Source organism: Yaniella halotolerans DSM 15476 (genome assembly GCF_000420805.1).
Lineage (GTDB): Bacteria > Actinomycetota > Actinomycetes > Actinomycetales > Micrococcaceae > Yaniella > Yaniella halotolerans.
Genome location: NZ_ATVQ01000003.1, coordinates 346929 through 364859, shown reverse-complemented (window position 1 = coordinate 364859; position 17931 = coordinate 346929). Strand labels below are relative to the sequence as shown.

Sequence of the window (17931 nt, the reverse complement as noted above, 5' to 3'; positions counted from 1 at the left end):
ACGATCCATGACTGATAACCGTCTCACAGCCGGCGATACCGCCCCGGCATTTTCCCTGCAGGACGCCAATGGTGATACCGTCTCGCTGTCCGATTACGCCGGCGAGAAAGTGATCATCTACTTTTACCCCAAAGCCATGACACCCGGCTGCACCACCCAGGCCTGCGACTTCCGCGACCGCTTAGAACGCTTTACCGCAGATGGCTACCGGATCCTCGGCGTCTCCCCTGACCCCGTCAATAAGCTGGCCCAATTCATGGAGAAAGAAGAGCTGAACTTCCCAATGCTCTCCGATGAAAACCACGCGGTAGCCGAGGCCTACGGTGCTTGGGGCGAGAAGAAGAACTACGGAAAAGTCTACGAGGGGCTGATCCGTTCAACGATCGTCGTCAATGAACAAGGCACGGTTGACGTGGCACAATACAACGTGCGCGCCAAAGGGCACGTCGATAAACTGCGCCGCGACCTTGGTTTAGCCGAAGCCTAAAGTTTCAATTAGGCAATTCGTTGTGGATGGACTAAAATGATTCCTCGGTCCACCACAACGGATACGCGGGCGTGGCGGAATTGGTAGACGCGCTGGATTTAGGTTCCAGTGTCTTATTGACGTAAGGGTTCAAGTCCCTTCGCCCGCACCACCTGAGATCAGTTGAACCCGCTCCCGCCGAGCGGGTTCAGTTGTATTGGGGGCTTTTGACGTTCACGAGGAAGGGTCACCGTGCATCTTTCCCGACGCACCCTGTTGGCAGGGCTCGCATCAATCGGCCTAGCTCCGTTGGTTTCCCCCGCAGCAGCCTCGCAGAGCGTCGTCAATAGTCAATCGGCCCCAGAAAATGCGGCACGGGCCTTCCGTATCGGCGTCCCGGCGAAAGCCTTGAGCACCGATCCAGCCGTCACCAACGACATTGAAACCCATCGGCTGGCGCGCCAGGTCTATCAAAATCTCATCGGCGTGGACCCAGAAACCGGGGAAACCATTGCCGAGCTTGCCACCGACTGGACATTTTCCGACGACGGGCTGCAACTGGTCCTGGAACTCGAACAAGACGTCACCTTCCACGATGGCACCGAGCTGACCGCCGACGTCGTCGTCAAAAATTTTGAACGCTGGGGCAGCGTCAACAAACTGCTGGGCACCGAACGACTGCGCCAGGTTGGCCGCCTGCCATACTCGGTGGTGTTCGGCGGCTACTCTGACGAGGATGCCTGCCTGCTGGAATCCGTGATCGCGTCGTCTGAGCACATTGTCACCCTGACGTTCACCGAACCGGTCCAGGCACTAATCCGCTCACTCACCCACCCTGCCTTTGCCGTTAGTTCGCCGGAATCCTGGGCCGACTTTGATGCTGCCTTTGAAGACGGTTTGCCGCTGGTCCCCCTGGCCGGGACAGGTCCCTACCGGTGGGGCGACACTTCGGGTCAAACCATCGGTCTAGAATCAGTCGATGACGGTCACGACGTCGCCGTGATGGCCGTGCCGAATTTGCACGAGCGACTCTACGGGCTCGACACCGAACAGCTCGATGTGTTCGATGCCGTCTCACCGGCAATCCTGCGGCAACTGGTCCAGTCGGGGTACCAAGTCCTGCAACGCGACCCGTTGGCGGTACTGTATCTGGGCATAAACCAGGCGCACCCTGTAATGCAAAACCTCCACGTGCGCCAGGCAGTAGCTCACGCACTCTTCCGCGGTGACATGGTCGACTCGCTGCAGTTAGCCGGCTCCTATGTTGCCCACCAGTTCAATCCGCCGTCACTACTAGAGCGTTCCGAAGACGTCACCACATATAACGGCGACCTCAACCAAGCGACAAACCTGTTAGCGGCCGCCGGCTACGATGGCGAACCCATCGAATTCTGGTACCCGACCGGGGCCGAACGCGTCTATATGACCCAGCCGCAAAAACTTTTCTCCTACCTGGCCGGACGGTTGACCGCCGCGGGCTTCAATATTGTGGCCAAACCGGTCAGCTGGGATAACGGTGACTATATGTCTCAGGTCATGGGCGATCCCAGCGACCGGGCCCTGCATCTCTTTGGTCGCAACGTGTATGTGCGCGATCCGCTCTATCTGCTGGCCGAACTCTTTGAACAACCCAACCGCGAATTCGGGTGGCGCAATAACGCGGTCGCCGACGTGCTAGCACAGGCGCGCATCGAAGAGGACTCCGATACACGCACCACCATGTTGGCACAGGTCGAAGCGGCCATCTCACTAGACCTACCCGCCATCCCCCTGACCTTCCCGATCACCGCACTCGCCTCCGGTCACGACGTCGAATTTTATCCCATCTCCCCTGTGCTCGATGAGCAATACGAGCGAATCCAACTGCGCGAGTAGCCGGATGCGGCAGGTTGTGCACACACTGTCGCGCAATTTATCTTTGACCACTTGACAGTAGTAGAGTGGCATGGTCATAAGTGTTCATCTGAACAGATCAATGAAGATCAGGAGAGACGCCGTGCCGCAGTCAGGATCATCCCCCGCATACGATGTCGTATTGATCGGGGGTGGGATCATGTCTGCCACCTTGGGCACAATGCTCAAGGAGCTGGAACCAGACTGGTCCATTGCACTGTACGAAAATCTTCACCAGGCGGGTCAAGAATCCTCCGACCCCTGGAACAACGCCGGAACAGGCCACGCCGCGCTGTGTGAACTCAACTATTCACCCGCCGGTCCGAATGGTTCCGTTGATATCACCAAAGCCGTGAACATCAACGAGCAGTTCCACGTCTCCCTGCAGTACTGGTCTCACCTGATCAAAAACGGCACCCTGAAGAACCCCGAACAGTTCATTAACGCTCTGCCGCACATGTCATTTGTCTGGGGCGACGACCACGCTACCTACCTGCGCAGTCGGTACGAAGCGATGTCCGCCAACCCGCTGTTTGCCGATATGGAGCACACCGAAGACCACGACGAAATCGCCGAGTGGGCGCCACTGCTGGTCGAGGGTCGAAACCAGGGTGAGCGCGTAGCCGCTTCGCGCGTCAAAGCCGGTACTGACGTCGACTTCGGCGCGCTATCCCGTCAGCTGATTTCCAATATGACCAATGACGGCGTTGACGTGCACTACGGCCACAAAGTGTCGGGGTTGTCCCGCGATACTGACGGTCGCTGGTCGGTCGATGTGAAAGATCGGATCGGTGGCGAAAAGTTCACCGCCAAAGCACGCTTCGTGTTTATTGGTGCCGGTGGCGGTGCCCTCGACCTCTTGCAGTCATCCGGGATTCCAGAGGCCAAAGGCTTCGGTGGGTTCCCGATCTCCGGCGAATTCCTGCGCTCCACCGATCAGGAAATCATCGATCAGCACCACGCCAAGGTATATGGGTTAGCCGCCGTCGGTGCACCACCAATGTCCGTACCGCACTTGGACACCCGCTTTGTCGACGGTCGCCGCTCGTTGATGTTCGGCCCATATGCCGGGTTCTCCACCAACTTCTTAAAGAGTGGCTCCTTCCTCGACCTACCGAAGTCGATTCGCCCACATAACCTGTGGCCCATGCTCAACGTGGCCAAAGACAACTTTGACTTGGTGGGCTACCTGATCTCAGAAGTCACGAAGTCGCACGGTAAAAAAGTCGATGCGCTGCGCAATTTCTTCCCCGAGGCCACCGATGGTGCGTGGGAACTCATTACCGCAGGCCAGCGTGTCCAGGTCATGAAGAAGGACAAGCAGAAGGGCGGCGTACTGCAGTTTGGTACCGAGCTGGTCTCCGGTGCTGAAGGCTCGATCGCGGCCCTGCTCGGTGCCTCCCCCGGTGCTTCCACCGCCGCGCCGATCATGGTCGAACTGTTGCGTCGCAGCTTCCCAACCCGCTTTAGCAACTGGGAATCCAAGCTCACCGAAATGATTCCATCACTGGGTCAGCGTCTCAACGACAACCCAGAACTCCTGGCCGAGATTACCAAGGAGACCACCAACACCTTGAAGCTGGGCTAGAACTAGTCAACGAGATAAACATCCCGGACTCGACGTTACGACGTTGAGCTCGGGATGTTTTCTTTTGTGGGCGGCGTCATCCACAGGTGCCGACGAGGCGTGCTGTTCTCCACATACTGAACGCACCGCATGGTGTCGCGCGCCGGAACGCGGCAAGCTGGGAGTCACTCAGATCGGAGGTGAAACCATATGTCGTCGACAGCCCAAATTGCGCCGGAACACGCAGCTCCCAACGTTCAGCTACCCGGTGTCGGACATCCCATCGACTGGGACGCAATGCCCGTCGACGACGTCTACGGTCTCATCCGCGAGCTGTACCAACATTTGGCCGAGCGCGAGCCAGAAACTCCGACCGATGGAGTCCTCCAGCGTTCCGTGCAGCTGCAAGATACCCTGCGCTTCGCCACTGCACTCCAAAACCGCTACACCGTACTGATCAAGGATGCTTTCAACTCCACCTCATTGCGGTCCACACTGGATCTGCCCGAGGGCAAAACCCCCTTTCGTGACCCGAAAGATCTGCTGGCAAAAACTCACGACATCCGGGCCAATGAGGCCAGCGCACGCATTCGTTTAGCTGACGCGGTAATGCCGGTGCGTGCAACCGATCCCGAGCGTTCTGACGACGCGGTAGTGGGCGAAACCCTTCTTCCCATGCTCGCAGCATTCCAGGGACGTATGAATCCCTCGAAGCTTTCCTCAGCGCTGAGCATGATCGATGAGGTCGACAAAAATGCCGTTGCTGCGGGCAAGGACGACCAGTATCGCCAAAAACTCCGCAAACTCGTGGATAAGGATCTCGCTGAAAAGATCGAGCACACCACGTGCGAAGAATTTAGCCGATACGTAGGGCAACGCAAGAATGAGCTGCTGGCTTCGACCGATCCGGCTGATCAAAACTTTCGTCAGGAACACACCGATGCGATGCACGATGTTCGCCGGATCGGACCGGTTCGAGGAAATAAGAATGCCATCGAATATCGCGTGACGCTGGACGCCGAGGGGGATGAAGCCACCCAGACCCTACTCGCCGCACTGACCAACCCGCGGGGTAAAGGTGACGACGAAGCATTCGAACGCCGTAGTGCTGGGCAGCGGCGGATGCACGCATTGCGTGACGTCATCAAATTCGCGCTCGCAAACTTGGATAAGACCGGATTCCGTGGCGCCAGTGGCGCTCATACTCAAATGACGGTCATCACCGACTATGCCACCCTGTTAGAAGGTATTCGCAACGATCTCGCCGATGCACTGCCCGAAGTCCCGCAACGTAGGCGGGATCGACTGCTGGCCCTGCTGGCAGAGCTGAATTCGAGTGCTGCTGACATCAAGCATGGCAGTGATTCAAAGCCTTCGGAGCCTAGTCAGCCTCTCGAGCCACCCGAACCTACCGGAAAAGCACTACCTGCCCCGAAGGTTCGCGACGTTGATCGGCTGCTCGACGATGAAAATCTTGACCGTTTACAGTCGCGCATATCGCGGGGAATCTTTACAAGTTTCATACCGCCGGATGTGATATTGCGGATGCGGTGCGATGTTGGGATCAGCCCGGTCACTATGACGGGGCGCCGACAGGTGTTGTCGATTGGGCGTCAACAGCGGCAATTTCCCGATACACTTCGGCGCGCCATTATTGGCCGGGATCGCGGGTGTGCTGTGCCGGGATGCCATTGGGCGGCTGCGTTGTGCGAAATGCATCATGTGCAGTCGTGGTCCGAGCATGGTGAAACCAGCATTGAGAACGGGGTGACCCTGTGCACGCATCATCACCAAGCTATCCATGCTGGGCAACTGCGCATCACGAGGGTTGATGGGGAATTTCGATTTGTGCTGCACCCGCTGATTGATCCAACGCAGCAACCACGAAAGAACTTTTTCTTCCAGACCTAATGCGCGTCTTGGTCTGGTTCCTCGGGGCGTGCTGTGAACTCGAGGAAAGTCTCACGCAAGAATTCTCGAACTGCTTGCCAATCCACTCGGCTTTGCTCAAGATGCTCAACCATCCGAGAAATCTCGGCATGCTGCTGGGCACGCAGTTCATCATCTGCACGCCTCTGAAGTCGGCGTCGTACTTCAGCCTGTAATAGCTCAGGCTGATCCGACTCAGCGAGATGATCAAGAAGTTGTTCATCCGTCAGGCTTTGCAAGGCAGCGTCGAAAGAATCTGGAGTTTCCATAACTGTTTCCAGAATCATTCTAGGAGAACAGCGCGCTGATACCAATCATCAGCGCCGGTAGCACCACGAACAGGCCGGCGAGCCAGGCTACGACGTAGAGCTTGTTCTTCGCGCCCAGGGACCCGATCCAGGTAGCTCCGCGTACCGGAAGTGGACGTAGGAACGGGATCAAGAAGATCGTGACGGCGGAGAAGATGTTGTAGAACAGGTGCACTGCTGCTGCGGTCATAGCCGCTGTGGCCTCGCCGCCGGTAAATGCGAAGGCAGCGATCATCGCCGTCATGGTGGTTCCGACGTTTGCTCCGACAGTGAATGGGTAAATCTGCCATAGCGAAAACTTGCCAGAGGCGGCCAGTGGTACGGCCAGTGAAGTAGTCGTCGATGAGGACTGCACCATGACGGTAATCAGCAGGCCGGAGAAGATGCCTGAGATCGGGCCGCGGCCAATGGCTTTGTGGAACATCTTCTCGACGTTGCCCACCAGTAAGACTTTGAGCATGTTCGAGATGAATTTGATGACCATCAAGATGAGAGCGACGCCAAGGCCGATCATGAAGATACCGGCCCATACGTCTGGCAGCGCTGCGAGGGCACCTGCCTCAATGAGATCCGCTCCAGGGTCGGTAACAGCCGAAACAGCGTCACCGAACGCAGTGAATACGGTGGCGATGATACCGCCGTCAGAACCCGTGGTGATGCCAGCGAACCAGGTGCCGACACGTTCAAGAATGCCGAAAGACCATTCGAGGGGGAAGAAAATGGCGATCGACAGGATGTTATACATGTCGTGAACCGACGCTGCAGAGAATGCGCGGCGGAACTGGTTCCGGTCCCCTGCTGCGCCCAGGGACACGAGGGTGGAGGTCATGGTAGTGCCGAGGTTTGCCCCCAGCAAGATTGGGATAGCGGTCTCCAAGGGCAGCCCACCGGCGACCAAACCGACGACTATTGAGGTTGTTGTCGAGGAAGATTGCGTGAGCACTGTGGCCAAAACACCGATGACGAGTCCGACAACGGGGTTTTGGGCAAAAACGAAAAGGTTTTCGGCTTGTCCGCCAGTTGCAGCGCCGAAACCGGAGCCAATCACACCAACCGCGGTGATCAAGATATAGACGGCAGCGACAATCGACAGCCACTCAACGATTTTCCGGGTTCTTCCGGTGATTGGTAAGCGTGCGATTAGGCCTGGGCGCTGGACAGTGGTGGTGTCCTGTTCCTCGGGTAGAGGTGCGCCGTTGGTCGAAGCGCTGTAGATCTTGCGCTCCGTTGAATTATCTAGGCTCATACCGAGATATCCCTTCCCCTTGGTGATCTCACGGACAGTAGAACATCGCAAGATGAACCAAAGGTTAACCCTGGAATACGAAGAGGTTTTTCTTGCCGGATTGCCGGCCTCCATGAGGCGTAAATCCACACTCTAGCGAACATTCACCCTAGTCAGCGGAGTAAACATGCCGTTCATCACACGCGAAAAACTTTTGGAAATTCTGGACTAAGTGAACAACAAGATCGTCGCCATGGCCACCCCGGGAGGCAGATGTTACAGATGAGAACAAAACCTTCATGACGCACATCACTTTTACTCAATTCTGTCTCCACTGCAGTCATCCTCTTCCAGCCGGTGATTCTGCAAGTGTTAACCAACAGTTCACCTAAGAGGCTCAGAAACCTGAACAGGACTCTGAACCTCAGAGCATGATGCTGATGCCTGTGCCGTTAGACGATGTCTGGACCGATAACACGCACCGTCGAACCACTTTGGGTTTTCTGTACCTGGATACGGTGTGGGATCTGCTGTTTCATGGATTCAACGTGAGACACCAACCCGATCAGTCGTCCGTCGTCCTGAAGCGCGTCCAGGACGCTCATGACATCTTCGAGGGTGTCAGCATCCAATGACCCGAATCCCTCGTCGATGAATAACGTATCCATCGAGACCCCTCCCGCTTGCGCTTGGACGGCGTCCGCAAGTCCGAGTGCTAGAGCAAGGGAGGCCATGAAGGTTTCACCGCCCGACAGTGTTGACGGATTGCGTACCGTGTCATTGAGGTGGTCTATCACCTCAAGGTTCAAACCGGCGTATCCTCGTCCACCCTGGCCAACAGCGTGTTTGAGCTCGTAGCGGCCCCCAGTCATGCCGGTCAGTCGTTCGGAGGCGTTTGCCGCGACCTGTTCCAGCCAGCCGGCGAGTACAAAGGATCGCAACGGCATGGCCGCTGAATTTTCTCCGCGGCCGGCTACGACGTCGCTGAGACCCATGAGTTCCTCATAGACGGCTAACTGTTCGGCCGACCGTTTAGAGACATCGGCTAGGTTTCGTTGGTGTTCTCGGGTCTGCTCGTATGTTGTTTCAAGACTGCCGTGTTCGCGGTTGGCCTGGGCCAGGTGGACTTGAGCCTCCTGTTGCGCCTCCCGGGCCGCATCGAGTGTGGCATCCGAGGGGGCGGGGACGCCGGCATCGAGCAATGTGAGCCCGGCAATCACGGATGCTTGGCCGGCTTTCTCTTCCAAACGGTCTTTCTCAGTGGTCCACTGACGTACGAAGGCTTCGTGCTGGGCATGTGTTTCGGGTGACAGTATGCAGCCCAGAGCACTGGTCGCGTCATCGAAGGCAGGGTGGTCTGCGGTGGCGGAATTTTCGAGGGCCTGCCTAACCCGTTTCGCCGCGGTGTCGCGTGCCGAGACGGTGGATGATACCTGGCTCCCCTGGGCAACGATGTGTCCGACTAATTGATGCGCAGGTTCAGTCGCGTTACGCAGCTGTTCGACCGTTTCGAAAGCACCCAGCGTTTCGGTCAGTTCGGTCTCGGCGCGTTCAACTTCAGCCGAGATGCTAGCGATCTGCGTGGTGGCTTCGGTCAAGTGTTTTTCTGTCGCCGATGTGTCTTGGCGCAGTGTTTCAATCCGGGCTTCTTGCTCCTGCACACGGGCGCGCACCGTCGCCAATTCGTTGACTTGTTCTTGTGCGGTCTTCACCGCGTGCTGAGCATCGGCAACAGCATTTTGGGCATCGGTGACGCTGAGACCACCGGCTTGTGTTTGGAGCTCGTGCAGAGTGGTCAGCTGGGTTTGGTAGTCCTGCTCGGTTTTGTTGGCGGTTCGCCGAGCATCGGTGGCTTCCTGTTCCGCGGCTTGGACTGCAGCATTGGAAATCTCGGCGGCATTTTGCAGTTCGGCCGGTGCTGGATGTGACGTTGACCCACACACCGAACAGGGTTGATTGTCTTCCAACTGTTCAGCGAGGAAACCAGCCGCAGCATCAATACGACGGCGCAGTAGCTGCTGTGCGTTTTCCAGTGCCGTCTCTGCGATTTGTTGAGCACGGTCTCGAGCCTGTTGCCGTTGCTCGGCCCGGTCAGATGCCGTCTGCGCTTTTTTCGCCGCTGTTTGTTGCCCGGTGGCCTCATCAAGGCGCTGCTGGGAGATACTCAGTGTGTGCTCGACGCCAGCGAGTTCTTCCGCTCTGGCCTTGTCGGTCGCCACCTGCTCGGTCAATTTCGTAAAGGCAGATTCGTAGTCCTCCAACTGCTTGGTCAACACGGTGTGAGAACGCTGCCACTCGGTCAGGTGTTTTCGCTGCGCCGTAATTGCGGCTTGAGTTTTTTCGTGTTGCTCGACCTGCTCGAGTGCCCGAATTGCGCTGGTTTCAATGGTTTTCCACTGATCGCACAGCGTCTGTACGTCGTCGAGGTCAACGGTGAAGAGCTTGTGGCCTTCGGCGACCTGCCCCGCCCAGCTACCTATGACGTCGTCACGTTGTGCAGCGTCAAAGTCTTGCTGCCAGGCATTGACCGCAGCATCAAGCTGCTGGTTCACACTGTCCAGGTGAGTCTGGGTATCGACGATGGGTTTAGCTCGGGCATGGTCGTCCAACTGCTGGCGGGCTGACTTGGCCTCGGTGGTCTGTGCTTGGTGTGCGGCACTTCGAGTGCGGAAATCGTTGGCTTCTTGCAGCTGCGTCTGCTGGTCTTGGAGGTCGGTGAGTTTTTGACGGGCTTGCTCCAGTACTGAGGATGCCTGTTCCACGCGTTGATCAGCCTGCACTTGCAGGGCAGTCATCAGGGTTTGGACGTGTTCGATCAGTTCGACGTCCAACAGGTTGGCAAGATCTACAGCAGCCACGTGCCCAGCGTCATCGTCGGTCTCTTTAGAGGGCGCATAGGTTTCGGCGGTCTGGAGAAGCGTACCGCGCAGATTCTCGCGACGTTGACTGTCTGCTTCGACCGCCCCGCGCAATTTCTTAGCCTGTTGATTCAGGTAATCACCGATTTCATCGAACCGATGGGTGTTAAACAGCTGACGCAAAATAGCTTCGCGGTCATTGCTGGAAGCCTTGAGGAACCGTGCGAATTCTCCCTGCGGCAAGAGCACGACGGACGTGAATTGTTCACGTGATAGCCCAATCACCGAACGCAAAATCTGTTGGGCCTCATCCACTCGGGTCGTCAATTGTCGCGTCTCGCCTTCGACGACCTCATTGAGGGCCATGCTGGCTTGGCGGGTCACGACGTCGTCGGCATCTTTGGCACCGCGGCGTGGGGCGAAGTGTTGGAGCACTCGGTCGATGACGAATCGGCGAGAACCGAAGGAAATGTCCAGGGTGATGGTAGGTGGGGTGCCCGGTTCAGCCAGGGTTGAGTGGAGTTCGGTGTTCTTTCGCTCGTCGTCGGCTTTGCCGTAGAGCGCGAAGGTTACAACGTCCAGGATCGTGGATTTTCCGGCTCCCGTTGGGCCGTCGAGTAGAAACAGGCCGGCGGCATCGAGTTGTTCAAAGGCGAGTTCTTGTTTGCCGGGGTACGGTCCGATCGCTCGGAAAGTCAGATGGTGGATACGCATTATTTCACGTCCTGTTCTTTGACACGATTGACGTGGTGCAGTGCATCTTGCAACCAGGACTGCTCCTGCTCTGAGGCCGGCCGGTTGCGCACGTGATCCACAAAATCCACGACGAGGTCTAAGTCGGTTTTCGCCTTGGCGATGCGATCTGAGTAGCTGGTCTGGCGTTCGCGTACGCCGGTGGGCGCCAGAATGAAGTTCAGCATGTCGGGGAATCGCTCTTTGAGACGCTGGAATGCCCGACGAGGACGTTGCGGGTCGGTCACCGTGATTTGGCACCAGGCGTTCTCGGCCCAGGTGTACTGGTCAGATTCCAATAATTCGTCAATTTCGTCGGCCAGCACCGCAAGCTGTTTCAGTTGCGGGATGTCGATCCATTCGATCGCATCAGCGGCAATGCCGTCGGAGCTGGTTTCCAGAAGCCACATGCCCTTGCGATGATTGTGTTCGGAGAACGAATAGGCCACGGGTGACCCGCAGTACCGCACCGTATCGGTCATCGATTGCCGTCCGTGCAAGTGCCCCAGGGCCACATAGTGCATCCCGGCGAACATATCGGCTGGCACCTGGCCCAGTGTGCCCACCTCGGAGTCCTGCCCGACGTCTTCACCGATATTGCGTTCCGATTCCGAGCCCGTGGCCCCGGCGGCAAACAGGTGGGCCATCATGATGTGCGTGGCATCAGCCAAATCTTGCTCGGCGATGACCCCGTGGATCTGCTCCATGACGTGGGACATGATGCTGTAGTGATTGGCATCCACCCCAAATTCTGGTGCCTGGAGGCGGGGCTCCAAATACGGCACCGTCCAAATACATAGGCGCCCCGCATCGTCGTCATCAAACACAATCGGATCCACGACGGTTTCGGGCATCGTGCGAATGTAGACGCCGGCATCGCGCATCATCCGGGACATGAAACCCAGCCGAATCGCTGAGTCATGGTTGCCCGAGGTGACCACCACTTGGGCACCAGCAGCATGCATATCCACCAGCGCCTGATCGAACATACGCACCGCATCCACCGGTGGCAGCGCGCGGTCGTAAACATCTCCGGAGATCAGCACCAAGTCAATATTGCGTTCCGCGATGGTTGAAACAATGAAATCGATGGCGTGCTGCTGCGAAGACAGCATATCGGTGTTGTGGAAGGATCGGCCCAGATGCCAGTCCGAGGTGTGAAGAATACGCATGCCACTAGTCTAAGCACCCAGATGAGACACGATAAGGTTAGACGCATGGATAACTACTCGTCGCGCATTGCCGGGATCGTTTATGGAGGTGCTGCAGCCGAAGCCGCCGCCATTGAACCCGAGGGCACTGAATTTTCGACCGGAACCCAGCTGGGCCTCTATACGGCAGATGGCCTCTTGGAAGTTTTGGAGTGGGCCTCCGAGGGTCAAGCGGCCGACCCACCGGCCAGCGTATGGTTGGCATTGCTACGCTGGTATAAATCCCGCTACGGAAACTTCCCGGAAGGCCTGCCGGTGGTCTATGATCGCTGGATCGACACCTACCCGCTGGGCAACGGCGACGTCGAAGACGCCACAAAAATTGGGTTAGAAGAACTTGAGATGGGCACTCCACGCAAACCCCACGGTGCCGAGGCTAGCGGTGCTCAAGCGCTTGTGCGCGCCGCACCATTTGGCATGCTCCCCCAGGTAGACGATGATTGGGTCGTGAAGATGTCACAGCAGGCTGCGGTCCTTACGCACGGGTCGTGGACGACGTCGGCGGCCTACAGCTTACTGATCCACCACGTGCTCGCCGGCCAAACATTCCTGGGTGCCGTCACCGAAGTCCTGCAGCGAATCTCCGAGCATGACGACGAGCTGTCCGAGCTGATTCACAGCGGTCTGGCCGGCACCGTGACAACACCGACGACGGCACAACAGGTGCTGACCGCGGCGATTACCTCGGTGGCTGATGCCCTGGAACAACCTGTGGCACCCGAACAACTCTTTGCTGCGGCTGTCACCAACGCGGTGAACTACGGCGGCAATACCCAAGCCACCGCTGTAGTTGCCGGACAACTGGCCGGCGGGTTGCTGGGCAACACCGCAATCGGTACCCCCTCGCACCTGCAAAATTATCTGGTGCTCGAAGAGCTGATTGACCGCTGGATTCGTCTGACCAGTTAAACCCTCGCCTTCTACAGCCTGCCGGATAACCACGCCGATCGAAAGTAGGAAACCCATGCATGAGCTCACGTTTGGCGGCTTGACTATCGCCTACGACCACCAGGTACTGCAGCCCAGACCGTGGACCGCGGCACAGTCCGTCTGGGCCTCCGAACTTTTGGATCAGAGCCCATCCGGGCCTGTGTTAGAGCTCTGCGCGGGAGTCGGTCATATCGGGCTGGCCGCAATCCAAGACTCAAACCGTGACCTCGTGATGGTTGATTTCAATCCCGTTGCCGAACACTTCGCACAGCATAACGCCGTTGTCAATGCCATGGCCAAGCGTGTGGAATTCCGGCTGGCGCGGATGGAACAAGCACTTGCCGATGACGAGCGTTTCAGCTTGATCATTGCCGATCCCCCGTGGGTTCGCACAACCGAGACGTCACGCTTCCCCGCAGACCCGGTGCCGGCCATCGACGGTGGGGACGATGGATTGGAGCTGGCGCGCATCTGCGTTGACCTAATCAACCAGCACCTAGCTGACGGTGGCTCAGCGTTGCTCCAGCTGGGCACCACCGACCAGGTTCGGCTCATCGCCCAGCACGCACAACAGCTAGGTGCGGGAGCTGTGGCCATCCACGAGACGAAAATTTTTGACGACGGGGTCATCGTGCACTTGGCGCGCTGAACGACTGTGCTTAGTCTGCGGAGCGTTTCCGGAGAAACTTATGGGTGCCATCGCACCACGGTTTGATTTGAGATTTGCCGCAGCGACACACCGCGGTGACGGGCCGGGTGGTTTGATGTTCGTTGCCGTCTTCGTCCTCGATCACATGGTCGCCACGCAGTAGCATCGGTCCCCCGGGGCACAGCACGATATCGGGGTGGTCTGAGTTTGGTGTCTGGTTCATGCTGCCCAAGCCTCAAGCATACGATTCGCGTAGCGGTCCTCGAGGTCCATGCTGGTCCATGCTCCAAAATACACATCGTCGTATAACGCTGGCTCTTCTTCAATTAGGACACCACAGATGGTGCGTACGGCCAGCTGCTCGTGCACCGCGTCGGCCTCGACGTGTTCGGTGTAATACTCGATCATCTCTGCGGGGAAACCAAGCCGTTCCAGACCCTGAGCAATGCGCCGTGACGGCACCGAGCTGGTGGTTTCAAAAGCGGCGAGAAATCCCAGGGATGCCGCCCGGAGTCGACGGTTCAGGCCGAACATGGACATCGCGTTATTTTGTTCCAGCACTTCAACCGGGGCCTCATTGATATAGGCGCCGTAGGCGGATTCCAGACCGCTGGCGTCCAATCCGTCGGCAAACATCGTGGCGTGCAGGCGGTGCGGATTGCCTGCACCATATTCGTCGTATTGTAATTCCATCACCGCTGCTTTAACCGGCCCGGACAGGCGAGGTACGACCCAGGTTGTGTGGTCTGATTCTTTCAGGTGATAAATCGATTTGTGGCGCAGAAATTCACGCACTTGTGTTTTGGTTGCCGATCGGTGCACGTGTGCAGCCAGCGATGGCCCGTCGTGCTCGGCCACGAAATCGAAGAAGGTTTCGGCGAAGTCACCGGGTTCTGGTGCCTGTGGTGCCCTAGCCCGCAGCGTTTGTTCAAAGTCTTGTTCCAGACGACGACGCACACCAAGAACGTGTGGATCCCATTCCAGGTCATCGGAGATGTCGTCGAAGCCCCCGTGGTGTTGCTCATACATGATCCACAGCGCAAGCTGGGCGTCTTCAGTGGTTTCAGGTTCCGGAGCGTCAAGCAGTCCGGATGTTTCGCCACTTCGCAGCGCGTGGAGGACGGCGTGGCTCAGCGGCCCGCGACTCGCGGGACTCAACATTGGCATAGTTCCTCGTCTTCTCGTCACGGACTCAGATGCGAGCCCAAAACACTAGTCAATCCAGTAAGTGATAACGGTGTCAAGGCTCGGCCAACATCTCGGTTGTCTTTGGCAACTAGACTCGGTAGCACTCTTCAAGATGTTGAGAGGTGGGGAATCATGAGGCAGCGAAATCACTGGGAAGCCGTCGTCGCGGCCACCGCGGATCCTGACGGGACCGACCGGATCGTGGAAGCGATGCGTCGCCGTCCTCGTACGGACTTCTTACCGGCGAAGAAACACCGCGAGGCCGGCTTCAACCGGCCCGTGCAGATCGGGTTTGGGCAAACGAATTCTCAGCCCAGCACGGTGGCCGATATGCTGCGCCTGTTAGACGTGCAGCCCGGACAGCGCGTATTGGATTTGGGCGCTGGTTCCGGTTGGACGACGGCGATTCTGGCAGACATGGTTACGGATACCGGAACCGTCTTAGGTCTCGAGCTCATTTCCGCTCTCGCCGACCGAGCCAATGACGTGTTGCAACGTCACGATGTGCCCTGGGCCAGTATTGCCACAGCACAGCGAGATATTCTGGGGGCCCCAGAACATGCACCGTTTGATCGGATTCTCGTTTCGGCAGAAGCCACACACCTGCCCGCGGAGCTGGTAGAGCAGCTCACACCCGATGGCGTTATGGTGATAGCGGTGTCCGGGGAGATGCTTCGGGTCCAACGCCGCGGTGATAACCCTGCTGACGCCGAAATCACGCAGCACGGGGCCTATCGATTCGTGGACCTCATTGTGTCCTGACAGGCCGAACCAGCTGGCGATGCTCGGTTAGCGGCCACCGGCTGCACCGCCGCCCCCGCCTCCACCGGCAACTCCACCACCGGTTGAACCAGCACTCGGGCTCGATGTTGCCGCCGCGGCACTGACCGAGCTCAACATCGACGATAGCGAATCCTGTATCCCGCCGGTGCCATGGTGGAGCAGTGCCGGATACCAGACCGGTGCGGGGAAATGATGGTGCCGGTAGGCGCTGGCCAACACCTCAGACCAGTCTTCCTGCTTGCCAAAGAGCACCGCGTAGGGCAAGAACTGGTCGTAGAGCGCAATGATGTGACCACCCGGTTCATCACGTGTCGAGGCCGGTGTGCGGGTGGCATGGGTATAGGACTGCATCATCTTGAGACGAGCGGCCTCGGATGTGTCCATCATCTGACGCAGTTCTTCCAGTTGCTGTCGCATCGCAGCACCTTGCGGAGTCAGAACGCGATGTCGAACGACGCAAATGAATATGAACATGAGGCTGAGCAATCCCAGGACCACGCCCAACACGGTGGTCACTGTATTATCGCGACTTGCGCCCATGATCAGCAGGACCACGGTTGGGATGAGCAGCACCAGGGCGAGCCAACCACTCGCGGCTGCTTTGCCATGACGCACTGTGCGTTGATATCCACGCTCCAGAACTGCTTCCCCGCTGGCCTTTTCAACCTGTTGTGCGGCTTGTGTAAAGTCCTTTGAGTCCTTGGGAAAATCAAAGAGGTCCCCGGGTTCTAAATCTGGGAAAAGACCTTCCAATAGCTGCGTCTCCAACGGGTCGGTGGCCAGCTGTGAATCAATGAGTCGCAACTGTGGCTGGGAATCCGCCTTCTTGTCCGTGGGGTCGTCGACTTCTTCGATACGCAACACACCGTTGACCGCCAAGTGCAGGATCATGGCGACCATCGGTTCATTGGCCTGGCCCGTCAACCATTTGGCCAGCAATGGGTTCATGTCGGCTGGTATGCCGTAGGTCGTCGTCGTCTGGCTGGAGGTCTCGCGATATCTGCGCACCATGGCCCACACGGCTGCGGTTCCCCCGGCAGACAGCAGCAGCGAAGCCCCAACCAACACCAACGGAACCCCATCCAGCACAAAGTTTGCTTGACGTTCCGGCGGTTGCGTCACAGTGCCTGGCTCGACACCGATCGCCACGGTGACTCCGTTGCCACTCCTCAGGTCTTCTTCAGCCACCGTAAATGCTGCGTTCGCATCCCCCGAAGGCTCGATCGCGCAGTCCCGGGTGTCCCCGGGTGTTCCGAGATAGCAGGCTGACGCTCCCGTGAGTGCGGCACTCAGCGTCGGGTCGAGTGTGATGTCTGCGGTCACGTCAGCGATGGGTTGCTGACGGTCGACGGGGACGATATCCCAATAAAATTCATCGGCCTGATCGGTCGCGTGCATCACGTCGTCGACGGTGTAGTTAATGACGTAGGTCTGGGTGCCATGGACGAACGAATCGTCACCAACCAGGATCGTTTTGAAACCCTCGGCCTCTTCTGTTTCAAAGGGCACAGCATTCCCATCACCGTCGGTCACACTGATCTCCTGTGGTTCGGCCGGAGCACTCTGATAGCGCAGCGGCAGCGACCGCACGATCCCGCGGTTCTGATCTGTCTGTGGGAACTCGGCAACCAGCTCTTCGGTAACCTCTGCTTGAGCTCTGCCTTGGTCGTCGAGGCGGAGTTCGTAATTCAGGTTCCAACTGGCAAACTGAAAGTTCTCAACATCCTCGTCTGATTCATCGGCTGCGGCGCTGCTCACCGCTCCCAACATCATGATGGCGATACCAGCGATCAGTGCCCACAATCTGCGAGCGCGTACTTCACTACCCATGCCACCAGTATAAATGCCGTTACCGAGGGTCTTCTTTCGGATCGTCAAAGGCAGTATTCACACGATCTATTCGTTGTGCTTCAGTTGAGGTCTCCTCGACGGTCGGTCGTCCCAGCAGCAAGGACTGGTAGCTATCCCCTGCTCCTATGATCGGCCCAAACGCTTGGCGCATTCGCTCGCCGGGTTTCGCCCGGATGAAACGGATGATGATGCCCAAAGCTACGGCTGCCAGGAAGATGAGCACCATCGCACCGATCAGACGAGAAAAGTCGCCGTCCTGAACAAACCAGACAATAATGCCGCCCAGCACAACCAGCAACACGATGCCCGTAGAGATGATCCTACGTTTCATGGTTCCGCCT

At 57.9% G+C, this 17931-nt stretch carries 15 protein-coding genes and 1 tRNA gene; 8 read left to right on the top strand and 8 right to left on the bottom strand.

The genetic code is table 11. From position 1 onward, the window contains the following. The first annotated feature begins 7 nt into the window (after positions 1 to 7). The 5 genes from bcp (at position 8) to G583_RS0111525 (ending at position 5837) form a co-directional block, all read left to right on the top strand. Positions 8 to 487, top strand: a complete 480-nt coding sequence (gene bcp, locus G583_RS0111545) for a thioredoxin-dependent thiol peroxidase (RefSeq protein ID WP_022871339.1) — start codon at positions 8 to 10, stop codon at positions 485 to 487. A 65-nt stretch (positions 488 to 552) separates the two neighbouring features. Beyond that, positions 553 to 638: transfer RNA gene (locus G583_RS0111540), tRNA-Leu, on the top strand. Positions 639 to 718: 80 nt separating this feature from the next. Then, the gene (locus tag G583_RS0111535; protein WP_022871338.1) at positions 719 to 2341 is read left to right on the top strand and encodes an ABC transporter substrate-binding protein; all 1623 of its coding nucleotides are present in this window, start codon (positions 719 to 721) and stop codon (positions 2339 to 2341) included. A 121-nt stretch (positions 2342 to 2462) separates the two neighbouring features. After that, entirely contained in the window at positions 2463 to 3947 is a 1485-nt protein-coding gene (locus tag G583_RS0111530; protein ID WP_022871337.1) for a malate:quinone oxidoreductase, read from the top strand. Between the two features lie 189 nt (positions 3948 to 4136). Beyond that, positions 4137 to 5837 (top strand): HNH endonuclease signature motif containing protein, encoded by a 1701-nt coding sequence (locus G583_RS0111525; protein WP_022871336.1) that lies wholly within the window; start codon positions 4137 to 4139, stop codon positions 5835 to 5837. On the opposite strand, the gene G583_RS0111520 is transcribed toward G583_RS0111525, so the two are convergent. From G583_RS0111520 to G583_RS0111505, 4 genes are all read right to left on the bottom strand, one after another. After that, on the bottom strand, positions 5834 to 6124 hold the full coding sequence (locus G583_RS0111520; RefSeq protein ID WP_022871335.1) for a hypothetical protein: 291 nt from the start codon (positions 6122 to 6124) through the stop codon (positions 5834 to 5836). The two genes, G583_RS0111525 and G583_RS0111520, sit on opposite strands and share 4 nt — an antisense overlap. Positions 6125 to 6143: 19 nt before the next feature. Then, positions 6144 to 7409 carry a sodium:phosphate symporter gene (locus G583_RS15805; protein ID WP_022871334.1) on the bottom strand — a complete coding sequence of 422 codons (1266 nt, stop codon included), beginning with the start codon at positions 7407 to 7409 and terminating at the stop codon, positions 6144 to 6146. Positions 7410 to 7840: 431 nt separating this feature from the next. Next, on the bottom strand, positions 7841 to 10960 hold the full coding sequence (locus tag G583_RS0111510; protein ID WP_022871333.1) for an AAA family ATPase: 3120 nt from the start codon (positions 10958 to 10960) through the stop codon (positions 7841 to 7843). After that, on the bottom strand, positions 10960 to 12150 hold the full coding sequence (locus tag G583_RS0111505; RefSeq protein ID WP_022871332.1) for a metallophosphoesterase family protein: 1191 nt from the start codon (positions 12148 to 12150) through the stop codon (positions 10960 to 10962). The genes G583_RS0111510 and G583_RS0111505 overlap by 1 nt, the downstream gene beginning before the upstream one ends. 45 nt (positions 12151 to 12195) lie before the next feature. Here G583_RS0111505 and G583_RS0111500 point away from each other — a divergent pair, with 45 nt between their 5' ends. Next, a complete protein-coding gene (locus G583_RS0111500) occupies positions 12196 to 13098 on the top strand; it encodes an ADP-ribosylglycohydrolase family protein (protein WP_022871331.1) in 903 nt (300 codons plus the stop codon). Between the two features lie 55 nt (positions 13099 to 13153). Then, positions 13154 to 13768 (top strand): methyltransferase, encoded by a 615-nt coding sequence (locus tag G583_RS0111495; RefSeq protein WP_022871330.1) that lies wholly within the window; start codon positions 13154 to 13156, stop codon positions 13766 to 13768. 10 nt (positions 13769 to 13778) lie between these two features. On the opposite strand, the gene G583_RS16650 is transcribed toward G583_RS0111495, so the two are convergent. Together G583_RS16650 and G583_RS0111485 are read right to left on the bottom strand one after the other, a co-directional pair. Beyond that, positions 13779 to 13991 carry a CDGSH iron-sulfur domain-containing protein gene (locus G583_RS16650; protein WP_084677372.1) on the bottom strand — a complete coding sequence of 71 codons (213 nt, stop codon included), beginning with the start codon at positions 13989 to 13991 and terminating at the stop codon, positions 13779 to 13781. Then, positions 13988 to 14929, bottom strand: a complete 942-nt coding sequence (locus tag G583_RS0111485; RefSeq protein WP_022871328.1) for an iron-containing redox enzyme family protein — start codon at positions 14927 to 14929, stop codon at positions 13988 to 13990. The genes G583_RS16650 and G583_RS0111485 overlap by 4 nt, the downstream gene beginning before the upstream one ends. 159 nt (positions 14930 to 15088) lie before the next feature. Between G583_RS0111485 and G583_RS0111480 the strand changes: the two genes are divergently transcribed. Next, on the top strand, positions 15089 to 15718 hold the full coding sequence (locus G583_RS0111480; RefSeq protein WP_022871327.1) for a protein-L-isoaspartate O-methyltransferase family protein: 630 nt from the start codon (positions 15089 to 15091) through the stop codon (positions 15716 to 15718). Between the two features lie 27 nt (positions 15719 to 15745). On the opposite strand, the gene G583_RS0111475 is transcribed toward G583_RS0111480, so the two are convergent. Together G583_RS0111475 and G583_RS0111470 are read right to left on the bottom strand one after the other, a co-directional pair. Beyond that, positions 15746 to 17569, bottom strand: a complete 1824-nt coding sequence (locus G583_RS0111475) for a DUF2207 domain-containing protein (RefSeq protein ID WP_022871326.1) — start codon at positions 17567 to 17569, stop codon at positions 15746 to 15748. A gap of 19 nt (positions 17570 to 17588) precedes the next feature. Next, positions 17589 to 17921 (bottom strand): hypothetical protein, encoded by a 333-nt coding sequence (locus G583_RS0111470; RefSeq protein ID WP_022871325.1) that lies wholly within the window; start codon positions 17919 to 17921, stop codon positions 17589 to 17591. Positions 17922 to 17931 lie beyond the last annotated feature (10 nt).